The sequence below is a fragment of the Campylobacter sp. IFREMER_LSEM_CL292 genome, from assembly GCF_025771615.1.
In the GTDB taxonomy this organism is placed as follows: Bacteria; Campylobacterota; Campylobacteria; order Campylobacterales; family Campylobacteraceae; genus Campylobacter_D; species Campylobacter_D lari_D.
This window is the reverse complement of sequence record NZ_JAKMQP010000001.1, coordinates 53,246-71,972: the sequence shown is the minus strand read 5'-3', so window position 1 is coordinate 71,972 and position 18,727 is coordinate 53,246. Positions and strand designations below refer to the sequence as shown.

Sequence of the window (18,727 nt, the reverse complement as noted above, 5' to 3'; positions counted from 1 at the left end):
TTACAAAAGGTTGGTGAGTGGATGCTTTTATAACTTTATTTTTAACCGCAGTAGCAGTTGCTGTCATACTTAATGTTATACTTAAAAAATTTGGTATTCCAACTATTATAGGTTATATAGCTACAGGTTTATTTGTACGTGAATTTTATGGTTTTAGCACTAATGAATTTGTTATACATGTAGCTGAATTTGGCATAGTTTTTTTAATGTTTACCATAGGGCTTGAATTTTCATTTAAACATCTTTTGGCAATGAAAAAAGAAGTATTTTTAAATGGAAGTTTGCAAATGCTAACTTGTGGTTTGGTTTGTACTTTACTTGTAACTTATATTTTAGGTATAGCAAGCCATATCGCAATGATAGCAGGTTTTGCTCTAGCCTTATCTTCCACTGCTATAGTTTTAAAAATACTTAATGATAATGGCGATATCAACGAAGAATACGGCAGAAAAGCTTTAGGAATTTTACTTTTTCAAGATATTGCTGTGATACCACTGCTATTAATGATTGATATATTTAGTTCTCAAAATGCTGATATTTCAAAACTTTTACTTACAACTTTAGTCAGTGCTGTGATTTTACTTGTTTTGCTTTATTTTATAGGCAAATACCTTTTTACTTATGTTTTAAAATTCATCATTAAAACTAACGCAAATGAAATTTTCATCGCTACCATACTTTTTACTGTAATAGGAGCAAGTTTTTTGGCTCATTCTTTTGGCTTTTCATACTCACTTGGAGCATTCATAGCTGGAGCTTTGATAGCTGAAACTAAATATAAACATAAAATAGAAGCAGATTTGGTTCCTTTTAGAGATTTGCTTTTAGGATTTTTCTTTATCAGTGTTGGTTTGCAAATTGATTTTCATATAGTTTTTGAAAATTGGTTTTTGATTTTTGTTTTTGTAAGCTTGGTTTTATTGATAAAATTTGTAGTAATCTACGGTCTTTTAATCCTTTATACAAGAAAAAGAGTAGCGTTAAAAACTGCTTTGAGTATTTCTCAAATTGGAGAATTTGCGCTAGCAGTATTTTCGCTAATGCAAGTAAATTCACTTATAGATGAAAAAACAGCACAAATTTTTATTATAGTTTCTATCGTCACTATGGTTGCAACGCCTTTTATTTTAAATAATCTTAGAAAAATAGCCAACGCAGCCGAAGGTGAGCAAAATGATATGGCTAAATTTTATTTATGTGATCAAAAAATGAAAGATCATTTTATCATTTTTGGTTATACAAGATTAGGTCAAGAAGTGGTGCAAAAGATCAAAAAAACAGGTATTCCATATTTGGTTTTAGAAAGTGATTTAAATTTAGTTGAACTTGGCCGCAGTAGAAATGAAAATATCTTTTTTGCAAATGTAGCCCAAGTAGAAACATTAAAAGTAGCAAATATAGAAGAATGCTCAGTTGCTATTATAACTATAAGTAATGAAGCTAAGCTTGATATGCTCTATCAAGTGCTTTCTAGCTTTAACAAACCCATACAAACGGTTTTAAAAACAAGTGGTACAGGTGCTAAGATCATTTTCCCACATACTGATAAACATTTACACATTGTAGATGCTGAAGCTTCAATAGCAAGAAATTTAGTACAAGAAGCATTACAATGTAGAATCAATACAAGTGCAGCAGAATGAAAAATGATGAAAAAGCTTTAAGGGTAAAATATGTAAGAGCTTTAGAAAAATTTACTAATTCTGCTGTGAGTGCTTTAAAAAGAGAAGATTTTGATTTAACTCTTTTTAGGGAAAGAATGCAAAAAAATGCTAAAATCTTTGAGAAAATTCAAGCAGTGTTTTTAGATTCTACTTATACTAAGGCTTTGGAGATTTTTGTAAATGAGTGTTTAGATGAAAGTTTAGACCAAAAAACCTTAGCTTCAAAAGCCAATGCCTTATATAAGCTAAAAAATAATCAAAGTTATAAAAAAGACAAACATAAAATTAAATTTAAGGATGAATATTGATAAATGTAATTTTTGATATGGACGGCACGCTTATAGATAGTGCTAATGCTATAGTATGTGCGGTAAATGAAATAAGAGCGGATTTAAATTTAGAACCTTTAAAAAGAGAGTTTATTTTAGATACTATCAATACTCCTGGACAAAATTATGCTAAGATTTTTTACGGGGTTGATACTTACTCACATACTAGCTTTAAAGAAGGTTATGAGAAGTATTTTATTAAGCATTATGATCAAAGCGTGGTGCTTTTTGATGGTGTGCTTGAGGTTTTGGAATTTTGTAAAAAAAATGATTGCTATTTAGCTATAGCCACAAATGCACCTCAAGAAAGCTTGGTACCTATTTTAAAAAAACAAAACATTCTTTTATATTTTGATAAAATACTAGGTGTTAGTTATGGTATAGAAGCTAAGCCTGATCCTATGATGCTAAGATTAATCGCAGATGAAGCAAAATATGAAAAAAGTATTTTCATAGGCGATAGCTTAAAAGACAGACTTTGTGCTAAAAATGCTAAGATGGATTATATACATATTTCTTGGCAAAAAGAAATTAAAGACTTAGATGAAGCTAACGATAAAACTACTTTAATAGAAAAAATTCAAACTTATATAAAAGGTTAAAAATGGATATTTTTGATGAAATGTTTGCAAAAAGCCCTAAAGAAAAATTTATTGAAACAATAAAATATGCAAATTTAGGTGCATTAGAAAATGTTTTAGAAAAATTATTAGCCGATCATATCGCTATGATAGAGCTTTTAGAAAAAAATAATTTAAATGAAAATGATGTAGCACAATTTCAAATGGAAAATTCACTCTTAATAGATGAGAGAAAAAATGATTTTTATATAGGCTTAAGTGCTGAAATTTTAGGGCATGAGGGTTGATTTTGCGTTTATTTTTATCTTTATTTTTGATGTTTAATTTTTTAAAAGCTGAAGTATTTTTTGATTATACTTATAAATTTACCTTAAGTAAAGATGAAAAAGCAAGTGTAAAAATAAAAGAAATTGATTATCCTGATGAGATTTATTATTTTGACTTTTCATGGACTTTATTTGATCAAACTAATATCATCGTTCATTCAAGGTATAAAAAATACCCTAGGCAATTTGTGATGTCTTTAAGAAGAAATTTAAATTGGGTAGATCAAACTTTAGTGCCTGATTATAAAAATCCACACATAGATAGAGCAAGATTAATACTTGAATTTAGTGATTTTAAAAAAGGTGAGGCTATTTTCACTATCTACATAGAAGATAGAGATAAAAGATTAGAAGTGGAATTTTTAGATCCTAGAAAAGTCACTCTTAATCAAAACTAAAGTAAAATTTAATAAAATATAATTATAAGAAAATTAAGGAAAGCATGGTGCAAAAGATAGATCAATATATGCATGAATTTTTATCTGAATTAAATTACAAGCCTATTTTAATAATGAGTTCAAAACTTCAAGGCGGTAAAAAATTACGCTCAAAATTACTTTTAAAAATAGCTAGTGAAAACGATATTAGTTATAAAATTTGTGCCATTATAGAATTAATCCATGCTGCAAGCTTATTGCATGATGATGTGATTGATGAAGCAAAATTAAGAAGAGGTGTAAAATCTATCAATGAACAATTTGGAGCCAAAAATGCTATCATGCTTGGAGATATTTTATACTCAAAAGCCTTCTATGAACTTTCTTTAATAGATTTAAAATTAGCAAAAATCATCTCCAATGCTGTTGTAAAGCTTTCCATTGGTGAATTAATGGATGTAAATTTAAGCGAAACTTTCAATACCGATAAAAACGCTTATTTGCAAATGATATATAACAAAACAGCCGTTTTAATCGAAGCTAGTGCAAGATGTGGGGCTATACTTGCTAATTTAAATGAAGATGATTTTGCAGAATATGGTAAAAACTTGGGCTTGGCTTTTCAAATCGTAGATGATATTTTAGATATCAAAGGCGATGAACAAACCTTAGGCAAACCCGCCATGAATGATTTTAAAGAAGGTAAAACTACCCTTGCTTATATGTATTTATATGAAAAATTAAATCCACAAGATCAAGAAATACTTAAGTCTTATTACAAGAAAGATTTAAACATAGATGAACTTACTTGGATTAAAAATAAAATGCAAGAGCATGAAATTTTTAATCAAATTGGTCAAGAATTAAACACCTATGCAAATAATGCCTTAAAAACCATAGAAAAATACAATATAAAAGATTTAGAAGATATTATTAAAAGTATGATAGAAAGGGAATTTTAATGCATTATTATTGTATCAGTTTTACGCACAAAAATACAGATATTGCTACTAGAGAAAAACTTTCCTTTTCCAATGAAGATAAAAAAAGAGAACTATTAAGATTAATCCATACTAATAATAAAATTCTAGAAAGTTTAGTGCTTAGCACTTGCAATAGAGTTGAAATTTTTCTTTTTATCGGAGAAATTGAAAGTATCAATGAACATATTTTAAAAACACTTAGTTTACTTTGTGGGGTTGATAAAGAAAATTTAAGCACAAAAGCTGATTTTTATGAAGATAGTGGGGCTATCCATCATTTATTTTCTGTGGCAAGTTCACTTGATAGTTTAGTTATTGGAGAAACACAAATTGCTGGACAATTAAAAGATGCTTATAAATTTGCTCTACAAGAACAAAGATGTGGTGTGCATTTAACTAGAGCAGTCCATTATGCTTTTAAATGTGCAGCAAATATTAGAAATCAAACTGAAATTTCCAAAAATCCTATTTCAGTTGCTTCAGTAGCGGTAGCAAAAGCCAAAGAGCTTATAAATTTAGAAAATAAAACTGCAGTTGTAGTAGGTGCAGGGGAAATGAGCGAGTTAGCCTGTAAACATTTATTAAATGCTAAAGCTAAAGTGTTGATTTTAAATCGAGATATACAAAATGCCAAAAAACTTTGTGAGGATTTAGGTGAAAATGCAAATTGCGAAAGTATCGCAAATTTAAAAGAAGCATTAAATAAATATGAGATATTTTTTAGCGCCACAAATGCTCCACATGCTATCATAACTAATGACATATTAGAAGAAAAAGATTATAAAAGATATTTTTTTGATATAGCAGTGCCTAGGGATATTGATGTAAAAGCAAATGAAAAAAATATAGTTTATGCTGTTGATGATTTAGAAGAAGTTGTAAGAAAAAATTTAACACTAAGAGAACATCAAGCCCAGATTGCTTATTCTATAGTAGGCACTATGACAAATGAGTTTTTTCAACATCTAAGCAAACTAGCAACCTTACCTTTGGTCAAGCAATTACGCTTACAAGCTGATGAAATCGCTAAAGAACAATTACAAAAGGCCATAGATAAAGGATATTTAAAACACTCAAATCATGAAGAAGCAAGAAAGCTTATAAGACAGGTGATGAATGCATTTTTACATCATCCTAGTGTAAATTTAAAAAAACTAAGTGGAACTATGCAAAATGACTCTGTTGTAAATGCCATGCGTTATGTGTTTGATTTAAAAAATGAAAGCATGGAAGGTTTAAACTTCTATAAATGTGAATTTAATTTGGAGAATAATCATGAAATTTAGTAAATTTTATGCTATAAGCACAAAAGAAAATCCAAAAGATGCTACCCTGCCAAGTCATATATTTTTAGTTAAGGGTGCTTTTGTAGAACAAATTGGAAGTGGTTTGTATAATTTTTTACCTTTAGGAAAAAGAGTTTTAGATAAGATTAAAAATATCATCAAAGAAGAAATGGATAAAGCGGGAGCTTTAGAAGTAAATTTAAGTTTTAATACCCCAGCTGAACTTTGGAAAGAAAGTGGAAGATTTAATATTTTTGGTAAAGAGCTTTTACGCTTTAAAGATAGAAAAGAAAATGATTTTGTCTTAGGACCAACCCATGAAGAAGCCATAGTAGCTTTGGTTAGAAATAAAGTAAATTCTTACAAGCAACTTCCTTTGCATTTATATCAAATAGGACTTAAATTTAGAGATGAAGCTAGACCTAGATTTGGGCTTTTAAGATGTAGAGAATTTTTAATGAAAGATGGTTATAGTTTTCATAATAATGAAGCTGATTTAGATAAAGAATTTAATCTTATGCATGAAACTTATAGTAAAATTCTTACAAGATTAGGGCTTGATTTTAGAGCTGTTGAAGCTGATAGCGGGGCTATTGGCGGAAGTGGATCAAAAGAATTTATGGTTTTGGCTAAAAATGGCGAAGATGATATATTATTATGTGAGCATTGTGATTATGCTGCAAATATCGAAGCAGCAAAAAGAGCTAAAAAAAGTTGCGAAGATGAAAGACCAGAAGCTGACTTTGCTACACAATTTCACACTCCAAATGTAAAAACTATAGAAGAATTAGCAGAATTTTTTAAAATTAATCCTTACTATACTGTTAAAGCTATTGCTAAAAAAGCTATTTATGAAAATGAAGAAAAAATTGTAGTATTTTTTATACGCGGCGATGATGAACTGCAAGAAGTTAAAGCACTAAATGCAGCAAATGCATTAGAATTGGCCGATGCAAGTGAAGAAGAATTAGAAAAAGCAGGTTTAGTACCAGGATTTATTGGTTTTGTAGGATTAAATGGAGTTGATTTTTATATTGATCATGAGCTTGAAAATGAAACAAATATGATTATTGGAGCAAATAAAAAAGATTATCATTTGGTTGGAATCAATGTTGTAAATTTAAATAAAGAACGCTTTAAAGATCTTACCGCAGTTAAAGAGCATGATCTTTGTCCAAAATGTCAGCACAAGCTTAAACAAAGCAAAGGTATTGAAGTAGGACATATTTTCAAACTTGGAAATAAATACTCAAAAGCAATGAATGCAAGCTATTTAGATGAAAATGGTAAAGCTCAATTTTTCACTATGGGTTGTTATGGTATGGGGGTGAGCCGTTTAGTAGCTGTTGCCATAGAAGCAAGCCATGATGAAAAAGGTTGTATTTGGAATAAAACTCTAGCTCCTTTTGTTTTAGATATTATCGTTTCTAATATAAAAGATACAAAAGCTATGGAATTTGCTGAGCAAATTTATACTCATTTTAAAGATAAAGAAATTTTGTTTGATGATAGAAATGAGCGTTTTGGTGTAAAGATTAATGATTTTGAATTAATGGGCTTTCCTTATGCTTTAGTTATAGGTAAGGGCTTAGAAAGCGATGAAGTAGAGTTAATCCATAGAAATACTCTAGAAAAACAAGTTTTAAAAACCCAAGAAGTAATTTCACACTTAGAGAAAATTTTATGATAGCAAAAACAAATTTAAGTGCTTTTTTGATTTTAGAATTGATTGCTAGTATTTTATTTATAGTCTTTTTTGGTTTTTTAAATTTTTTTATGATAGTTTTTGCAAGTATGTTTTTAGGAGCAATGTTTTTAGCAAAGACTTGGACAAATCTCATAACTATGCAAAATGCCAATACTAATTTATTTGGTATGATTAAATTATTTTCCTTAACTATAGTTGGAATTTTACTTTTAATACCAGGAATTTTAAGCACATTTTTGGGAATTTTACTCTTATTTTTTATGATGATATTAAAATTATTTACAAAACAAAAAAGAAAATATCATCAAACAAACAACGAAGAAGAAATCATAGATGTAGAAATCATACAGGAGCATAAAAAATGCAATTAATCATCGCAACAAGAAAAAGCCAACTTGCATTATGGCAAAGTGAGTATATAAAAAATAAATTATTACAAACACATTCTGATTTAGAAATTTCTTTAGAGGGTTTTAAAACTAAAGGTGATGTTTTACTTGATTCTCCTTTAGCTAAAATAGGTGGAAAAGGACTTTTTACAAAAGAACTTGAAGAAAGTATATTAAGAGGTGATTCACACTTAGCTGTGCATAGCTTAAAAGATGTGCCAAGCTTCTTTCCTGATGGCTTAGTTTTAGCTGCTATTTCAAAAAGAGAAGTGGTAAATGATGCTTTTTTAAGTGAGTATTATGAAAACTTAAATGCTCTTCCAAAAGGTGCAAAAGTAGGCACTACAAGTCTTAGAAGAAGAATGCAGCTTTTAGCGTTAAGACCTGATTTAAATATCATTTCTTTAAGAGGTAATATCAACTCACGCTTAGAAAAACTTAAAGCTAAGGAATTTGATGCTATTATTTTAGCTCTAGCTGGCATTAAACGCTTGGGTTTAGATAAAGAAATAAAATACATTAGGGCTTTTGAACTTGATGAGATGATACCTGCAGCTTCTCAAGGAGCTTTAGGCATAGAAAGCATTGATGATAAACAAATTTTAAAATACCTTGAATGCTTAAACGATAAAAATGCCTTTGTAGAAACTTATATCGAAAGAGATTTTATAAAAACCCTAGAAGGTGGTTGTCAAGTACCTATAGGAATTAATGCAAAAATCATTGATGAAAAAATAGAAATTCGCGCCATAGTGGGCTTACCCGATGCAAGTAAAATTTTAAAAGAAAAAAGAGTGATTGATAAGCAAAATTACTCAAATGCAGGCGAGCTTTTAGCCAAAGAAATGATAGCAAAAGGTGCAAAAGAAATTTTAAAAGAAGCAGAGAGTATGATATAAATGCAAAAATTCGTAGAGCTTTTAGAAAAAAATAATTTATTAAAAACCATCCATGAGCCAGTAGATGTAGAACTTGAAATGGCACATTTAGCTTATATAGAAGTTAAAAAAGAAGACTCTAAAGCCTTGCTTTTTACTAATGCAGTAAAAAATGGCAAAAAATACGATTATCCTGTATTATTAAATACTTTTTGCAGCAAAAAAGCTTTAAATTTAGCATTTGGAAAAGATTATGAAGATGTAGCTAAAGAAATTAGCTCTTTACTTAAAATGCACATACCGCAAAGCTTTGGTGCGAAATTAAATTTTTTCAAAACCTTGCTTGATTTAAAAAATATCCCACCAAAACGTATCAAAAAAGATGGAGAATTTAACTACAAAAGCTTAAATTCTTTATATGAAATACCTATTTTAAAAACTTGGGAAAAAGACGCTGCACCTTTTATCACTATGGGGCAAGTTTATACTCAAAGCATAGATGGAAAACAAAATAATCTTGGAATGTATCGCTTGCAAGTAGTTGATGAAAAAACCTTGCTTATGCATTGGCAAATTCACAAAGACGCGAGCCACTTTTTCCATGAGTATAAAAAAGCAAATCAAAAAATGCCAGTAAGTATAGCCATAGGTGGAGATCCTTTATATATTTGGTGTGCTCAAGCGCCTTTACCAAAAGGTATTTTTGAACTTTTACTTTATGGTTTTATTAAGAAAAAACCTGCCATTTTGGCAAAATGCAAAAGCAATCACCTCTATGTGCCTTATGATAGTGATTTTGTGATTGAAGGTTTTGTAGATCCAAATGAATTTGCACCCGAGGGGCCTTTTGGAGATCATACAGGCTTTTATACTCCTGTTGAACTTTGTCCTGTCTTAAAAGTAGAAAAAATCTTTGCTAAAAAAAATGCGATTTATCAAGCTACGGTTGTAGGAAAACCGCCTTTAGAAGATAAATACATGGGGCTTGGCACAGAAAGAGTTTTTCTACCTTTACTTCAAACTAACGCACCTGATTTGATAGATTATAACATGCCTGAAAATGGAGTTTTTCATAATTTGATCTTAGCCAAAATAGAAGCAAAATATCCAGCTCATGCAAAACAAGTAATGCATACTTTTTGGGGAGTAGGGCAAATGAGTTTTGTAAAACATGCTATTTTTGTCGATGAAAATGCACCTTGCTTGCAAGATTATGACAAGCTCATACCTTATATACTTAATCGCTTTGATGAAGAAAAATTACTTATTAGTGAAGGAATTTGCGATCAACTCGATCATGCTTCAAGCACTTATTGTTACGGTGGTAAAGCAGGGCTTGATGCGTGTGGCGATGAGAAAAAAGTTGAACTTGAAATTCTAAGTGATGAAACTTTGTTTTCACTTTTTAAAGAAAAAGATCAAAATATTTTAAAATTAAAACAATTTTACACCCAAACCTTTGCTCCAATTTGTGTGATCTTAATTGATAAAAAAGAAAAAATTGCTCAAATTTTTGAAAAACTACAAATTTATAAAAAACATTTTAGAATTTTAGTTTTTTTAGATTCAGATGCTATTTTGGAAAATCCTTATATGTTGATTTGGCGTGTGGTAAATAATATCGATGCAAAAAGAGATATATTTATCAAAAAAGACTGCATTGCAATTGATGCAACAAATAAAGGATCATTAGAAGATTATCATAAAGAGTGGCCTTTAATGACAAATTGCTCCAAAGAAGTTATAGACAGACTTATTGCAAAAAAATTACTTGCAAATGATGAAAAATTCTTCAAAAAGTTTGAAATTTTTTAATTTTAAACTTTTTGAGAACACTTTTTGCTTATTAAATATATATATTTTTATTTAAATATTAAGTTTTTTAAAATTGTGTCGATAGTGTGTTTTAGAGTCTTTTAAAAAGGAGTTTAAAATGGACATTAGCAATATTCAAAGAGATACAAATATAACTCATTTTAACACAAAAAGTGTTGAAAAGCCATCTCAAGAGAATAAGCAACAGGTTGATTTAAATGATCAAGATGAGAATTTAAATGAAAAATTAAAAAACGCAACAGAAAAACTTAATAGACAAATGGAAACATTGGAAACAAATGTGCGTTTTGCGTATAATGATAAAATAAACGAAATGTATGTAAATGTCACCGAAAAAGACACAGGTAGGTTAATACGCAAAATTCCTAGTGAAGAAGTTATGAAATTAATAGAACATTTTAAAGGTGTTATCGGCACCATTTTTGATAAGGAGAGTTAATCATGGCAGTAGGTAGTTTAGGAAGTTTAGGTATAGGTTCAGGAGTTTTAACAAGCGATACACTTAATAAGCTTAAAGAAGCAGAAATGAATGCTCACTTAAAGCTTTATAACACGCAACTTGAAACTAACACTTCAAGACAAAAAGACTTAGCAGAGCTTGAAGCTAAACTACTTGCTTTTCAAACTGCTGTAAATAGTCTTGGCGATACTTCTCAATTTAACAAAAAGAAAGTTTCTCCTAGTGTGAGTGGCGATAGCGCTGCTGCTAGCTTGGTTGTAGGCTCTTTATCTAATCTTTCAAATATGAAAGTCATAGTCGATCAACTTGCTCAAAAAGATGTTTATCAAAGCAATGGCTTCCAAGATAAAACTGCCTCTGTAATGAAAAGTCTTGGTATAGAAGGAACAGATGGTAAAGCTTCTTTTACTATCACCCAAGATGGAAAAGACTATAAAATAGAAATTGATAAAAGTACAACCGTAGCTCAACTTGCTGAAAAAATCAATTCCGCCACAGGTGGTAAAATAGAAGCTAAGCTAGTAAATACCGGAGATAGAGACAATCCTTATCGTTTAGTAGTGCAAAGCACTGAAACAGGAACTAAAAACAATATTTCTTTTTCAGGTGATGAAAAACTTTTAGAAGCTATGGGTTGGGGGCTTGATAAAGATAGCATTAGTGCAGGTGGTTTGTATGGTTTTAGACCTAAAGGTGCTGAAGATAAGGATAAAGATAAAATAAGCGGAACATTTAGCGGAAATTCTGAAGATAAGTTACTTAGTTCAGGAGAAAAAACCTCTTTTACTTTTGTTATAAAAAATGGTGAAAGATATGATAGATTTACTATAGATATAAACGATCAAACAACCTATGAAAGTTTAGCAGAAGATTTAAAAAAACAAACTAATGGAAAAGTGGAATTAAGCTTTGGAGAAGATGGAAAATCTTTTACTTTTAGAGCTACTAATGGCGGTGAGTTAAGTCTTTTTGATGGTGGTTATGCAACTGATGCTGATGGTAATATAGACCAAGCAAATTATTCTAGAGATGATAAAGCTACTTCACTATTAAGTAGTAAATTTGGCATTACTCTAGATACAAGCACACCACAAGGCTACAATGTGGCTTCAAACAATGAAAATCATATCCAAAAAGGTATGGATGCTATCTTTAGTGTAGATGGTGTTAAAATGACTAGACCAACTAATACCATCACAGATATAGGACCTGATATTACCCTAGAGCTTAAACAAAAGGGTGAAATTAGTTTCAATGTTACTCAAGACACTGAAGCCATAGCACAATCTTTGGAAAGTTTAGCTACTGCTTATAATGATTTGATGATCAATCTTAATGCAGCGACAAAATACGATCCTGATGCAGGGACAAAAGGAAATTTCGTAGGTGTAAGCTCGATTTATAATATAAAATCACAAATTAACAATATTTTACTTCAAACTATCACAGTAGATGGAACAATCACAGTTGGAGATAGCGATACTTCAGATGGTGTTAAAGTCTCTTCAAAAGTAAGTTTATCTTTAGCTGATTATGGTTTGACTTTAAATGATGGGGTTTTAACCTTTGACTCTGGAAAATTTAATGCTAAATTTAACGAAGATCCTGAAATGGCTGAGAAATTTTTCGTAGGACACAATGGCTTTGAAGACATTGATTTGGTAGGAGATAAGATTAGTAGTTTTGATAAAGATGATATTAAATTTGAACAAGGTAAATTTACCATTACATACAATGATGAAACTATAGATTTAGGTAAAACTGCCAATGGAGATCCTTTTACTTTAACTGGAAAAGATGATGTGGAAAAAGCCCAAAATTTAGTTGATCATATAAATAGTTTTGGCTTAGAAGGTTTAGAAGCTAGTTTTCAAATTATCAACCAAGGCAGCAAAGATCAACAAATTCAATTTAAAATCAAAGGAACATCAGGAAGCAACTTAGAAATTCAAGGCGATAAAGACTTTTTGAAAAAATTTGGCTTAAGTCCAAAAACTATATATTCAGTTTATAAAGAAGAAACTGGAACCTTTGGGGTATTAAAAAACACTATGGGTGAGATGATGAGTTCTGATGGTTCTTTTGGGGGTTATAAAGACTCTTTAACTAAAGAATCAAAAAATCTAAACGAAACTATAGAAAATACTAAAAAATCCATAGAAAGCAGATATGACACAATGTGGTCAAGATGGGCAGCATATGATGGTATAATTGCAAAATTAAATAACCAAGCAAGTGTTATTACAAATATGATTAATGCAGCAAATAATCAAAATTCTTAAAAAATAGAGAGGATTTAAATGCTAAATAGTGCAGTATATAATGCGTATTCACAAAATCAAACTGGTGTAGAATCCCAAGAAAAACTTATAGAGATGTTATATAGTGGGATTTTACGTTTTGCAAGTAGGATAAAAATAGCTATTCAAAATGGAAATATAGAAGAAAGAGTGTATTATGTAAAAAGAGCTAGTGCTATTTTTATAGAATTGTTAAATTGCCTTGATTATGAAAAAGGTGGAGAAATAGCACACTACTTAAGTGGCCTATACACTAGAGAATTACAACTTCTTTCTTTAGCAAATATAGAAAATAGTGAAGCAAGAGTAGATGAAGTTATCAATGTAGTCAAAGGCTTGTTAGAGGCTTGGAGAGAAGTTCATCAAAAATGAGTGAAAAAAAATGGATAGATGAGTTTAAACTAGCTGTATATACTGAAGATGTGGAAAAAATAGTTAAACTCATAGAAAAACCTGACTTTAAAGATTGTCCCAATGAGGCTTTAGCTCTTACCAATGAGGCAATAGCTTTTATGAAAAAAAAGCAAGATGAAGTAGCAAAAAATTTACAAAAACTTAAAAAAGCATCTGCTTATATGAAATAAAACATGGCGATAAGCCGAGTTCTGTCAAGAGCGATCATTTATCTAGACTTGTTTTTGCAAACAAGTTCAAGCGAAGGGTTATATTATAAGACTAAAACCACCCCTTCTTGCTGCGGATTGGGTTTACATAGCTAGCTTTGTTACCAAAGCTACTGGTAGGCTCTTACTCTACCGTTTCACCTTTTCCATATAATATGGTAGTTTTCTTTCTGTTGCACTTTCCCTTAGGTTACCCTAGCCATCCATTAGATGGAATCCTTGTCTTATTGCAGCTCGGACTTTCCTCTTCAAAAGAAGCGATCGCTTGCCATGTTTAGATAAATTTTATCAAAAAAATCATTTTTATACTAGAGTAAAAATAAGATTTAATGTAATTTTTAATTCATTTTCATATTTTACAAGCTCTAAATTTTTGACTTTTATATAAGGATCTAGTTCTTGTAAAAATTGCATTAAGAAATAAAAATCACCATTAAAACTCAATCTTAAATCATAATAAGTAAAATACTGATCTTGACTTTCATGACTTTGGATTTGTAAAAACCTTACTTTAGTGAGATTTTTTTCTATATTTTTTAAAACACTTTGATAATCTTTGCTTTCTTCTAAGGATATTTCATTATCAAAAGATTGCAATTTTTCATCTTTAAAATCAGAAATCAATTCTTGTTTTTGCTTATATTTTGCTTGTAAAACAAATAACTCATCTTTTGATAATTTCATTTGTTTTTCAAAATACTCAAAAATACTCATATAGATTATAAAAAAACCAAATACAAAAGCCATTATCAAAGTCAATATAAATTCGCGTTTAGATAATCTCGTAAAGATATTTTCTAAATTTTCATAAAGATTTTTCAAAAACAAGAGTAATTTTTTCATCGTTAATTTCTTTATTTTTTAGCACAAAATGATATTTTTTAAAATCATCATAAAAATCATAATCTTTATTAAGCTTTATGATAAAATCATTATTTTTTATATATAAAGCTTCTATATAACTTTGATGAGAATTTAAGACTTTTAAAAAATTATAAAAATCCTTATAGCAGAGCGTATTTGCATAAAATTTTTGCAACAAATCAACTTTTTGTTCATTTTTTTCTTGTAATTTTTCAACTTCTTGATTTTGTTTTTGATTTATTTTTGCTTGCTCTAAGATATCATCTTGGTTTTTGATTAAATTTTCATATTTTATTTTTTCTTTTTCATAAAATGATTTTTGCGTATATAAATACAAAGGATAAACTAAGGCTAGTAAAATCCCGCATGTAAAAGCTAATAAAATTTTAAAACTAAAAGATTTTAAATGATTTATTTTTGCTTTATTGGCAAAATTAATTTTAACTCGATCACATTTTTTTAATAATTTTTGATAGAAAATATTACTATTAAATTTATCAAAACTGCTAAGATTTTGAGTATCGTCTATGCTTATAATGTTTTTATATGTATTTTTTAATTTTTCATCATATATTTTACTATAAGTATTTAATGGCATAACTTTGCAATTTTGAAATTCACATCCCAAATACTCCACTAAAACTATGTATTTTTTCTTAAATAATAATGCAAGATTTTCACTATTTGTATCATTCCTAAAATACACTTCAAAGAGCAGGGGTTCTGGGATTACATAGTCAACATCTAAAATATCTTCATATTTACACAAAAACACATGAGTAAAAGATTTATCTTGAAAATACTTTAGCTCATATGAAAAATCATCTTTAAGACCAAGTTCCTCAAAGCTCTTTTTTAAGATTTCATCTTCACTGATAGGATTTGCAAGTTTTACATATAAAAGTTTTTCATAAGTAAGAAAATCTTTTTTGATGATTTTTTTACTCATCATAAAGGATTTTTTTGAGATTTTGCTCGTTTTTATGCCAATTTTTTTCTAATTGAACGAACAATTTTAGCATTACCTTTTTTTGCGCTAATTTTTCTATTTTCATCCTAGCTTCTTTACCTATACGCTTAATTGTAGCTCCATCTTTACCTAGTATCATTCCTTTATGAGAATTACTATCTGTAATGATGATAGCGTTAATATAATAAATTTGCTCAAGCTCTTTGATTTTTTCTATTTTTACTTCAGTGCTATAAGGAATTTCATCACTTAAATTTTCATATATGGCTTCTAAAATAAAATCTCTATAGATATCCTTTTCATTTGTGGTAGTAATAAACTCAGGATCAAAATAATACGGATGTTCAGGCAAATACTTAATCATCTCATCTAAAAGAATTTTTTTATAAAATTTTTGCTTAGCAGAATAGGGGATAATAGCGCTAAAATGCGAGTTAAACTGGGAATACTCGCTTAATTTTTTAAGTAAGACTTCTTTTTTTACCAAATCAACCTTATTGATCAACACAATATGCGGCACTTTAGGATTTAAACTTAAAAAATTTTCATAATCTTTAATATCATCATAAATACTAGCCACAAATAAAATCACATCACAATCTGCAATGCTTTTAATCGCCAAATCAATCATAAGCTGATTCATAGCTTTAGAGCTTGCATGTAAGCCTGGTGTATCTATAAAAATAAACTGATGATTCTCATGCATTATAATTGCATTAATCTTTCTTCTTGTAGCATTTTGCTTATGAGAAACCATAGCCACTTTTTCTTCTAATAAAGAATTAAGGATAGAACTTTTTCCCGCATTAGTTCTACCTACTATACTTATAAAGCCACTTTTCACAAGATATACCTAGCTAAATCTTTATTTTCTATGATATCTCCAAGTTTAACTTGCACTTTAAAATCATCTATTTTATAAACTTTACCTGCATATTCATCTGCTTCAAAACTAATATCTTCCAAAAGTTTTTCCACCACCGTGTGTAAGCGTCTTGCACCAATATCTTGCATTTCTTCGTTAGCCTTGCTTGCTATTTTTGCTATTTCTCTAATAGCCTCATCTTCAAAAACAAGCTCTACATTTTCAGTTTTTAAAAGCTCAATGTATTGTGTTAGTAATGAATTTTTAGGTCTTGTTAAAATAGCATATAAAGCATCCTCATCTAGCGAATCAAGCTCAACCCTTAAAGGAAAACGCCCTTGAAGTTCAGGGATTAAATCACTTGGCTTGCTTAAATGAAAAGCACCTGCTGCGATAAATAAAATATGATCAGTTTTTAAAGGTCCAAATTTAGTTTGTATAGTACTACCTTCAACTATAGGAAGCAAATCCCTTTGCACCCCTTCTTTACTTGGATCTTGGCGGTTTGAATTTGAGCTTGAAACTGCTACTTTATCTATCTCATCAATAAAAATAATCCCTTCATTTTCAGCTCTTCTTAAAGCCTCGCCTTTAATACTTTCCATATCAAGAATTTTTTCACTTGCTTCTTGAGCTAAAGCTATTCTTGCATCTTTTACTTTCATTTCTTTTTTAACTTTTTTATTACCCACGCCAATAACTTTTACTATATCTTGCATAGCACCCATTTCAGGTGGTAAATTTGGATTAGTATCAAACACGCTTTGTGAAATTTCAACTTCTATTGTGCTATCATCTAAATCACCAGCTTTTAATTTCACGCGCATTTTTTCTAAAGAATTTTGATACTCTTCTTGTTTTTCTTCACTAACACCCTTTGGTAAAGGTGGTAAAAGTTTTTCTAAAATTTTATTTTCTATAAATTCATTAATTTTATCTTTATTTTTTTCTTTTTCTTCGTTTTTTACTAAATTTAAAGCAGCATTAGCTAAATCTCTAACCATGCTTTCTACATCACGCCCAACAAAACCAACTTCAGTATATTTACTTGCTTCAACTTTTACAAAAGGAAGTCCCATCATCTTAGCAAGGCGTCTTGCAATCTCTGTTTTACCAACCCCAGTTGATCCTATCATTAAAATATTTTTTGGCATGATATCATCTTGAAGTTCAGGGCTAAGCTGCATTCTTCTATAACGATTTCTTAAAGCAATTGCTATGATTTTTTTAGCATTTTTTTGCCCAATTACATAATCATCTAAAAATTTTACAATCTCTTTTGGAGTTAAATTCATTTATCATCCTCAATTACATAAGTTTTAATATTTGTATTAGTATAAATGCAAATTTCACCAGCTATTTGCAAGCTTTCTTTGACTAATTCTTCTTCATCTAAACTTGAGTGTTTAGCTAAAGCTCTTGCAGCAGAAAGTGCATAATTACCCCCACTACCAATAGCGGCTATAGCACCATCTTCAGGCTCAACTACATCTCCAGTTCCTGAAAGTAAAAATATATGATCTCTATCTAATACCAACATCATTGCTTCAAGTTTTCTTAGGTATTTATCCTTACGCCATTCTTTTGAAAAATCTATTGCAGCTTTTAATAAATCACCCTTAGAACTAGAAAGTAGTTTTTCAAACATGTCAAAAAGATTAAAAGCATCAGCGGTGCTTCCTGCAAAACCTGCTAATACTTTTCCATTGTTTAATTTTCTAATTTTAACTGCATTGTTTTTTAAAACAGTGTTTCCAAAACTTACTTGCCCATCTCCACCAATTACAGATTTATTTTTACCTTTATAAGCTAAAATTGTAGTTGCATGAAACATTATTCTCCTTTAACTTCTAGCTTAAATACAGCGTGAATTGCATGGCCTAATTTTGCTGAAATTTCATGCACACCAAGCTCTTTTATGGTATCACATTCTAAGCTTTTTTTATCAAGCTCTATACCTTTTTGATCTTTTAATGCATGTGCGATTTCATCTTTAGTAACCCCACCAAACAAGCTTCCATTAGCTCCCACAGGCTTAGCTATACAAATAGTGATTTTAGATAATTCCTCTTTTAATTTTTCCAAATTTGCAAGTTCAAATCTTAAATTTTCAGCCTTTTTCTTTTGCTCTGCTTCATATTGTTTTAAAACTTCATGCGTAGCAGCTTTGGCAAAACCTTTGGCAATTAAAAAATTTTGTCCATATCCATCTTTTACTTCTTTAACTTCTCCTGCTTTTCCTAAGCTTTTTACATCTTTAATTAATAATACTTTCATTGTTTTCCTTT

The 18,727-nt window shown here is 29.6% G+C and carries 21 protein-coding genes and 1 other RNA gene; 15 read left to right on the top strand and 7 right to left on the bottom strand.

The features are described from left to right. The first annotated feature begins 17 nt into the window (after positions 1 to 17). The 15 genes from L8T82_RS00410 (at position 18) to L8T82_RS00340 (ending at position 13,701) form a co-directional block, all read left to right on the top strand. Positions 18 to 1,643, top strand: a complete 1,626-nt coding sequence (locus L8T82_RS00410; protein WP_133318882.1) for a cation:proton antiporter — start codon at positions 18 to 20, stop codon at positions 1,641 to 1,643. Next, the gene (locus L8T82_RS00405) at positions 1,640 to 1,972 is read left to right on the top strand and encodes a hypothetical protein (protein WP_258107332.1); all 333 of its coding nucleotides are present in this window, start codon (positions 1,640 to 1,642) and stop codon (positions 1,970 to 1,972) included. Before L8T82_RS00410 ends, L8T82_RS00405 begins: the two co-directional genes overlap by 4 nt. After that, positions 1,969 to 2,595, top strand: a complete 627-nt coding sequence (locus L8T82_RS00400; protein WP_258107333.1) for an HAD family hydrolase — start codon at positions 1,969 to 1,971, stop codon at positions 2,593 to 2,595. The genes L8T82_RS00405 and L8T82_RS00400 overlap by 4 nt, the downstream gene beginning before the upstream one ends. Positions 2,596 to 2,597: 2 nt before the next feature. Beyond that, positions 2,598 to 2,861, top strand: coding sequence for a DUF2018 family protein (locus L8T82_RS00395; RefSeq protein WP_258107334.1), 264 nt, complete (start codon positions 2,598 to 2,600; stop codon positions 2,859 to 2,861). 29 nt (positions 2,862 to 2,890) lie between these two features. Continuing rightward, positions 2,891 to 3,298: an exporting protein gene (locus L8T82_RS00390; RefSeq protein WP_133318977.1), complete on the top strand. Its 408-nt coding sequence runs from the start codon at positions 2,891 to 2,893 to the stop codon at positions 3,296 to 3,298. A 47-nt stretch (positions 3,299 to 3,345) separates the two neighbouring features. Continuing rightward, positions 3,346 to 4,239: a polyprenyl synthetase family protein gene (locus tag L8T82_RS00385; RefSeq protein ID WP_263725625.1), complete on the top strand. Its 894-nt coding sequence runs from the start codon at positions 3,346 to 3,348 to the stop codon at positions 4,237 to 4,239. Next, positions 4,239 to 5,546 carry a glutamyl-tRNA reductase gene (gene hemA, locus L8T82_RS00380; RefSeq protein WP_263676411.1) on the top strand — a complete coding sequence of 436 codons (1,308 nt, stop codon included), beginning with the start codon at positions 4,239 to 4,241 and terminating at the stop codon, positions 5,544 to 5,546. The genes L8T82_RS00385 and hemA overlap by 1 nt, the downstream gene beginning before the upstream one ends. After that, positions 5,533 to 7,233, top strand: coding sequence for a proline--tRNA ligase (locus L8T82_RS00375; RefSeq protein ID WP_263725751.1), 1,701 nt, complete (start codon positions 5,533 to 5,535; stop codon positions 7,231 to 7,233). The genes hemA and L8T82_RS00375 overlap by 14 nt, the downstream gene beginning before the upstream one ends. Continuing rightward, a complete protein-coding gene (locus tag L8T82_RS00370; RefSeq protein WP_133318888.1) occupies positions 7,230 to 7,625 on the top strand; it encodes an FxsA family protein in 396 nt (131 codons plus the stop codon). The genes L8T82_RS00375 and L8T82_RS00370 overlap by 4 nt, the downstream gene beginning before the upstream one ends. Continuing rightward, positions 7,616 to 8,542 (top strand): hydroxymethylbilane synthase, encoded by a 927-nt coding sequence (gene hemC / locus L8T82_RS00365; RefSeq protein ID WP_220567204.1) that lies wholly within the window; start codon positions 7,616 to 7,618, stop codon positions 8,540 to 8,542. Before L8T82_RS00370 ends, hemC begins: the two co-directional genes overlap by 10 nt. After that, on the top strand, positions 8,543 to 10,336 hold the full coding sequence (locus tag L8T82_RS00360) for a menaquinone biosynthesis decarboxylase (protein ID WP_263725624.1): 1,794 nt from the start codon (positions 8,543 to 8,545) through the stop codon (positions 10,334 to 10,336). 118 nt (positions 10,337 to 10,454) lie between these two features. Further along, positions 10,455 to 10,796 carry a FlaG family protein gene (locus L8T82_RS00355; RefSeq protein WP_133318891.1) on the top strand — a complete coding sequence of 114 codons (342 nt, stop codon included), beginning with the start codon at positions 10,455 to 10,457 and terminating at the stop codon, positions 10,794 to 10,796. 2 nt (positions 10,797 to 10,798) lie between these two features. Then, positions 10,799 to 13,099 carry a flagellar filament capping protein FliD gene (gene fliD, locus L8T82_RS00350; RefSeq protein WP_263725623.1) on the top strand — a complete coding sequence of 767 codons (2,301 nt, stop codon included), beginning with the start codon at positions 10,799 to 10,801 and terminating at the stop codon, positions 13,097 to 13,099. Positions 13,100 to 13,117: 18 nt separating this feature from the next. Then, positions 13,118 to 13,489: a flagellar export chaperone FliS gene (gene fliS, locus L8T82_RS00345; RefSeq protein WP_133318893.1), complete on the top strand. Its 372-nt coding sequence runs from the start codon at positions 13,118 to 13,120 to the stop codon at positions 13,487 to 13,489. After that, positions 13,486 to 13,701 carry a hypothetical protein gene (locus tag L8T82_RS00340; protein ID WP_133318894.1) on the top strand — a complete coding sequence of 72 codons (216 nt, stop codon included), beginning with the start codon at positions 13,486 to 13,488 and terminating at the stop codon, positions 13,699 to 13,701. The genes fliS and L8T82_RS00340 overlap by 4 nt, the downstream gene beginning before the upstream one ends. Here L8T82_RS00340 and rnpB read toward each other — a convergent pair. The 7 genes from rnpB to rplI form a co-directional block, all read right to left on the bottom strand. Continuing rightward, positions 13,696 to 14,017: RNase P RNA component class A (gene rnpB / locus L8T82_RS00335), an RNA gene on the bottom strand. The genes L8T82_RS00340 and rnpB overlap by 6 nt on opposite strands. 26 nt (positions 14,018 to 14,043) lie before the next feature. Next, the gene (locus tag L8T82_RS00330) at positions 14,044 to 14,583 is read right to left on the bottom strand and encodes a hypothetical protein (protein WP_263671349.1); all 540 of its coding nucleotides are present in this window, start codon (positions 14,581 to 14,583) and stop codon (positions 14,044 to 14,046) included. Continuing rightward, positions 14,546 to 15,556, bottom strand: a complete 1,011-nt coding sequence (locus L8T82_RS00325; RefSeq protein WP_263725622.1) for a hypothetical protein — start codon at positions 15,554 to 15,556, stop codon at positions 14,546 to 14,548. Before L8T82_RS00325 ends, L8T82_RS00330 begins: the two co-directional genes overlap by 38 nt. After that, positions 15,546 to 16,418, bottom strand: coding sequence for a GTPase Era (era, locus tag L8T82_RS00320; protein WP_263725621.1), 873 nt, complete (start codon positions 16,416 to 16,418; stop codon positions 15,546 to 15,548). Before era ends, L8T82_RS00325 begins: the two co-directional genes overlap by 11 nt. Then, the gene (gene hslU / locus L8T82_RS00315) at positions 16,415 to 17,734 is read right to left on the bottom strand and encodes an ATP-dependent protease ATPase subunit HslU (RefSeq protein WP_133318898.1); all 1,320 of its coding nucleotides are present in this window, start codon (positions 17,732 to 17,734) and stop codon (positions 16,415 to 16,417) included. Before hslU ends, era begins: the two co-directional genes overlap by 4 nt. Further along, positions 17,731 to 18,273: an ATP-dependent protease subunit HslV gene (hslV, locus tag L8T82_RS00310; RefSeq protein WP_120759032.1), complete on the bottom strand. Its 543-nt coding sequence runs from the start codon at positions 18,271 to 18,273 to the stop codon at positions 17,731 to 17,733. Before hslV ends, hslU begins: the two co-directional genes overlap by 4 nt. Next, entirely contained in the window at positions 18,273 to 18,716 is a 444-nt protein-coding gene (rplI, locus tag L8T82_RS00305; protein ID WP_039618280.1) for a 50S ribosomal protein L9, read from the bottom strand. Before rplI ends, hslV begins: the two co-directional genes overlap by 1 nt. Between the last annotated feature and the right edge of the window lie 11 nt (positions 18,717 to 18,727).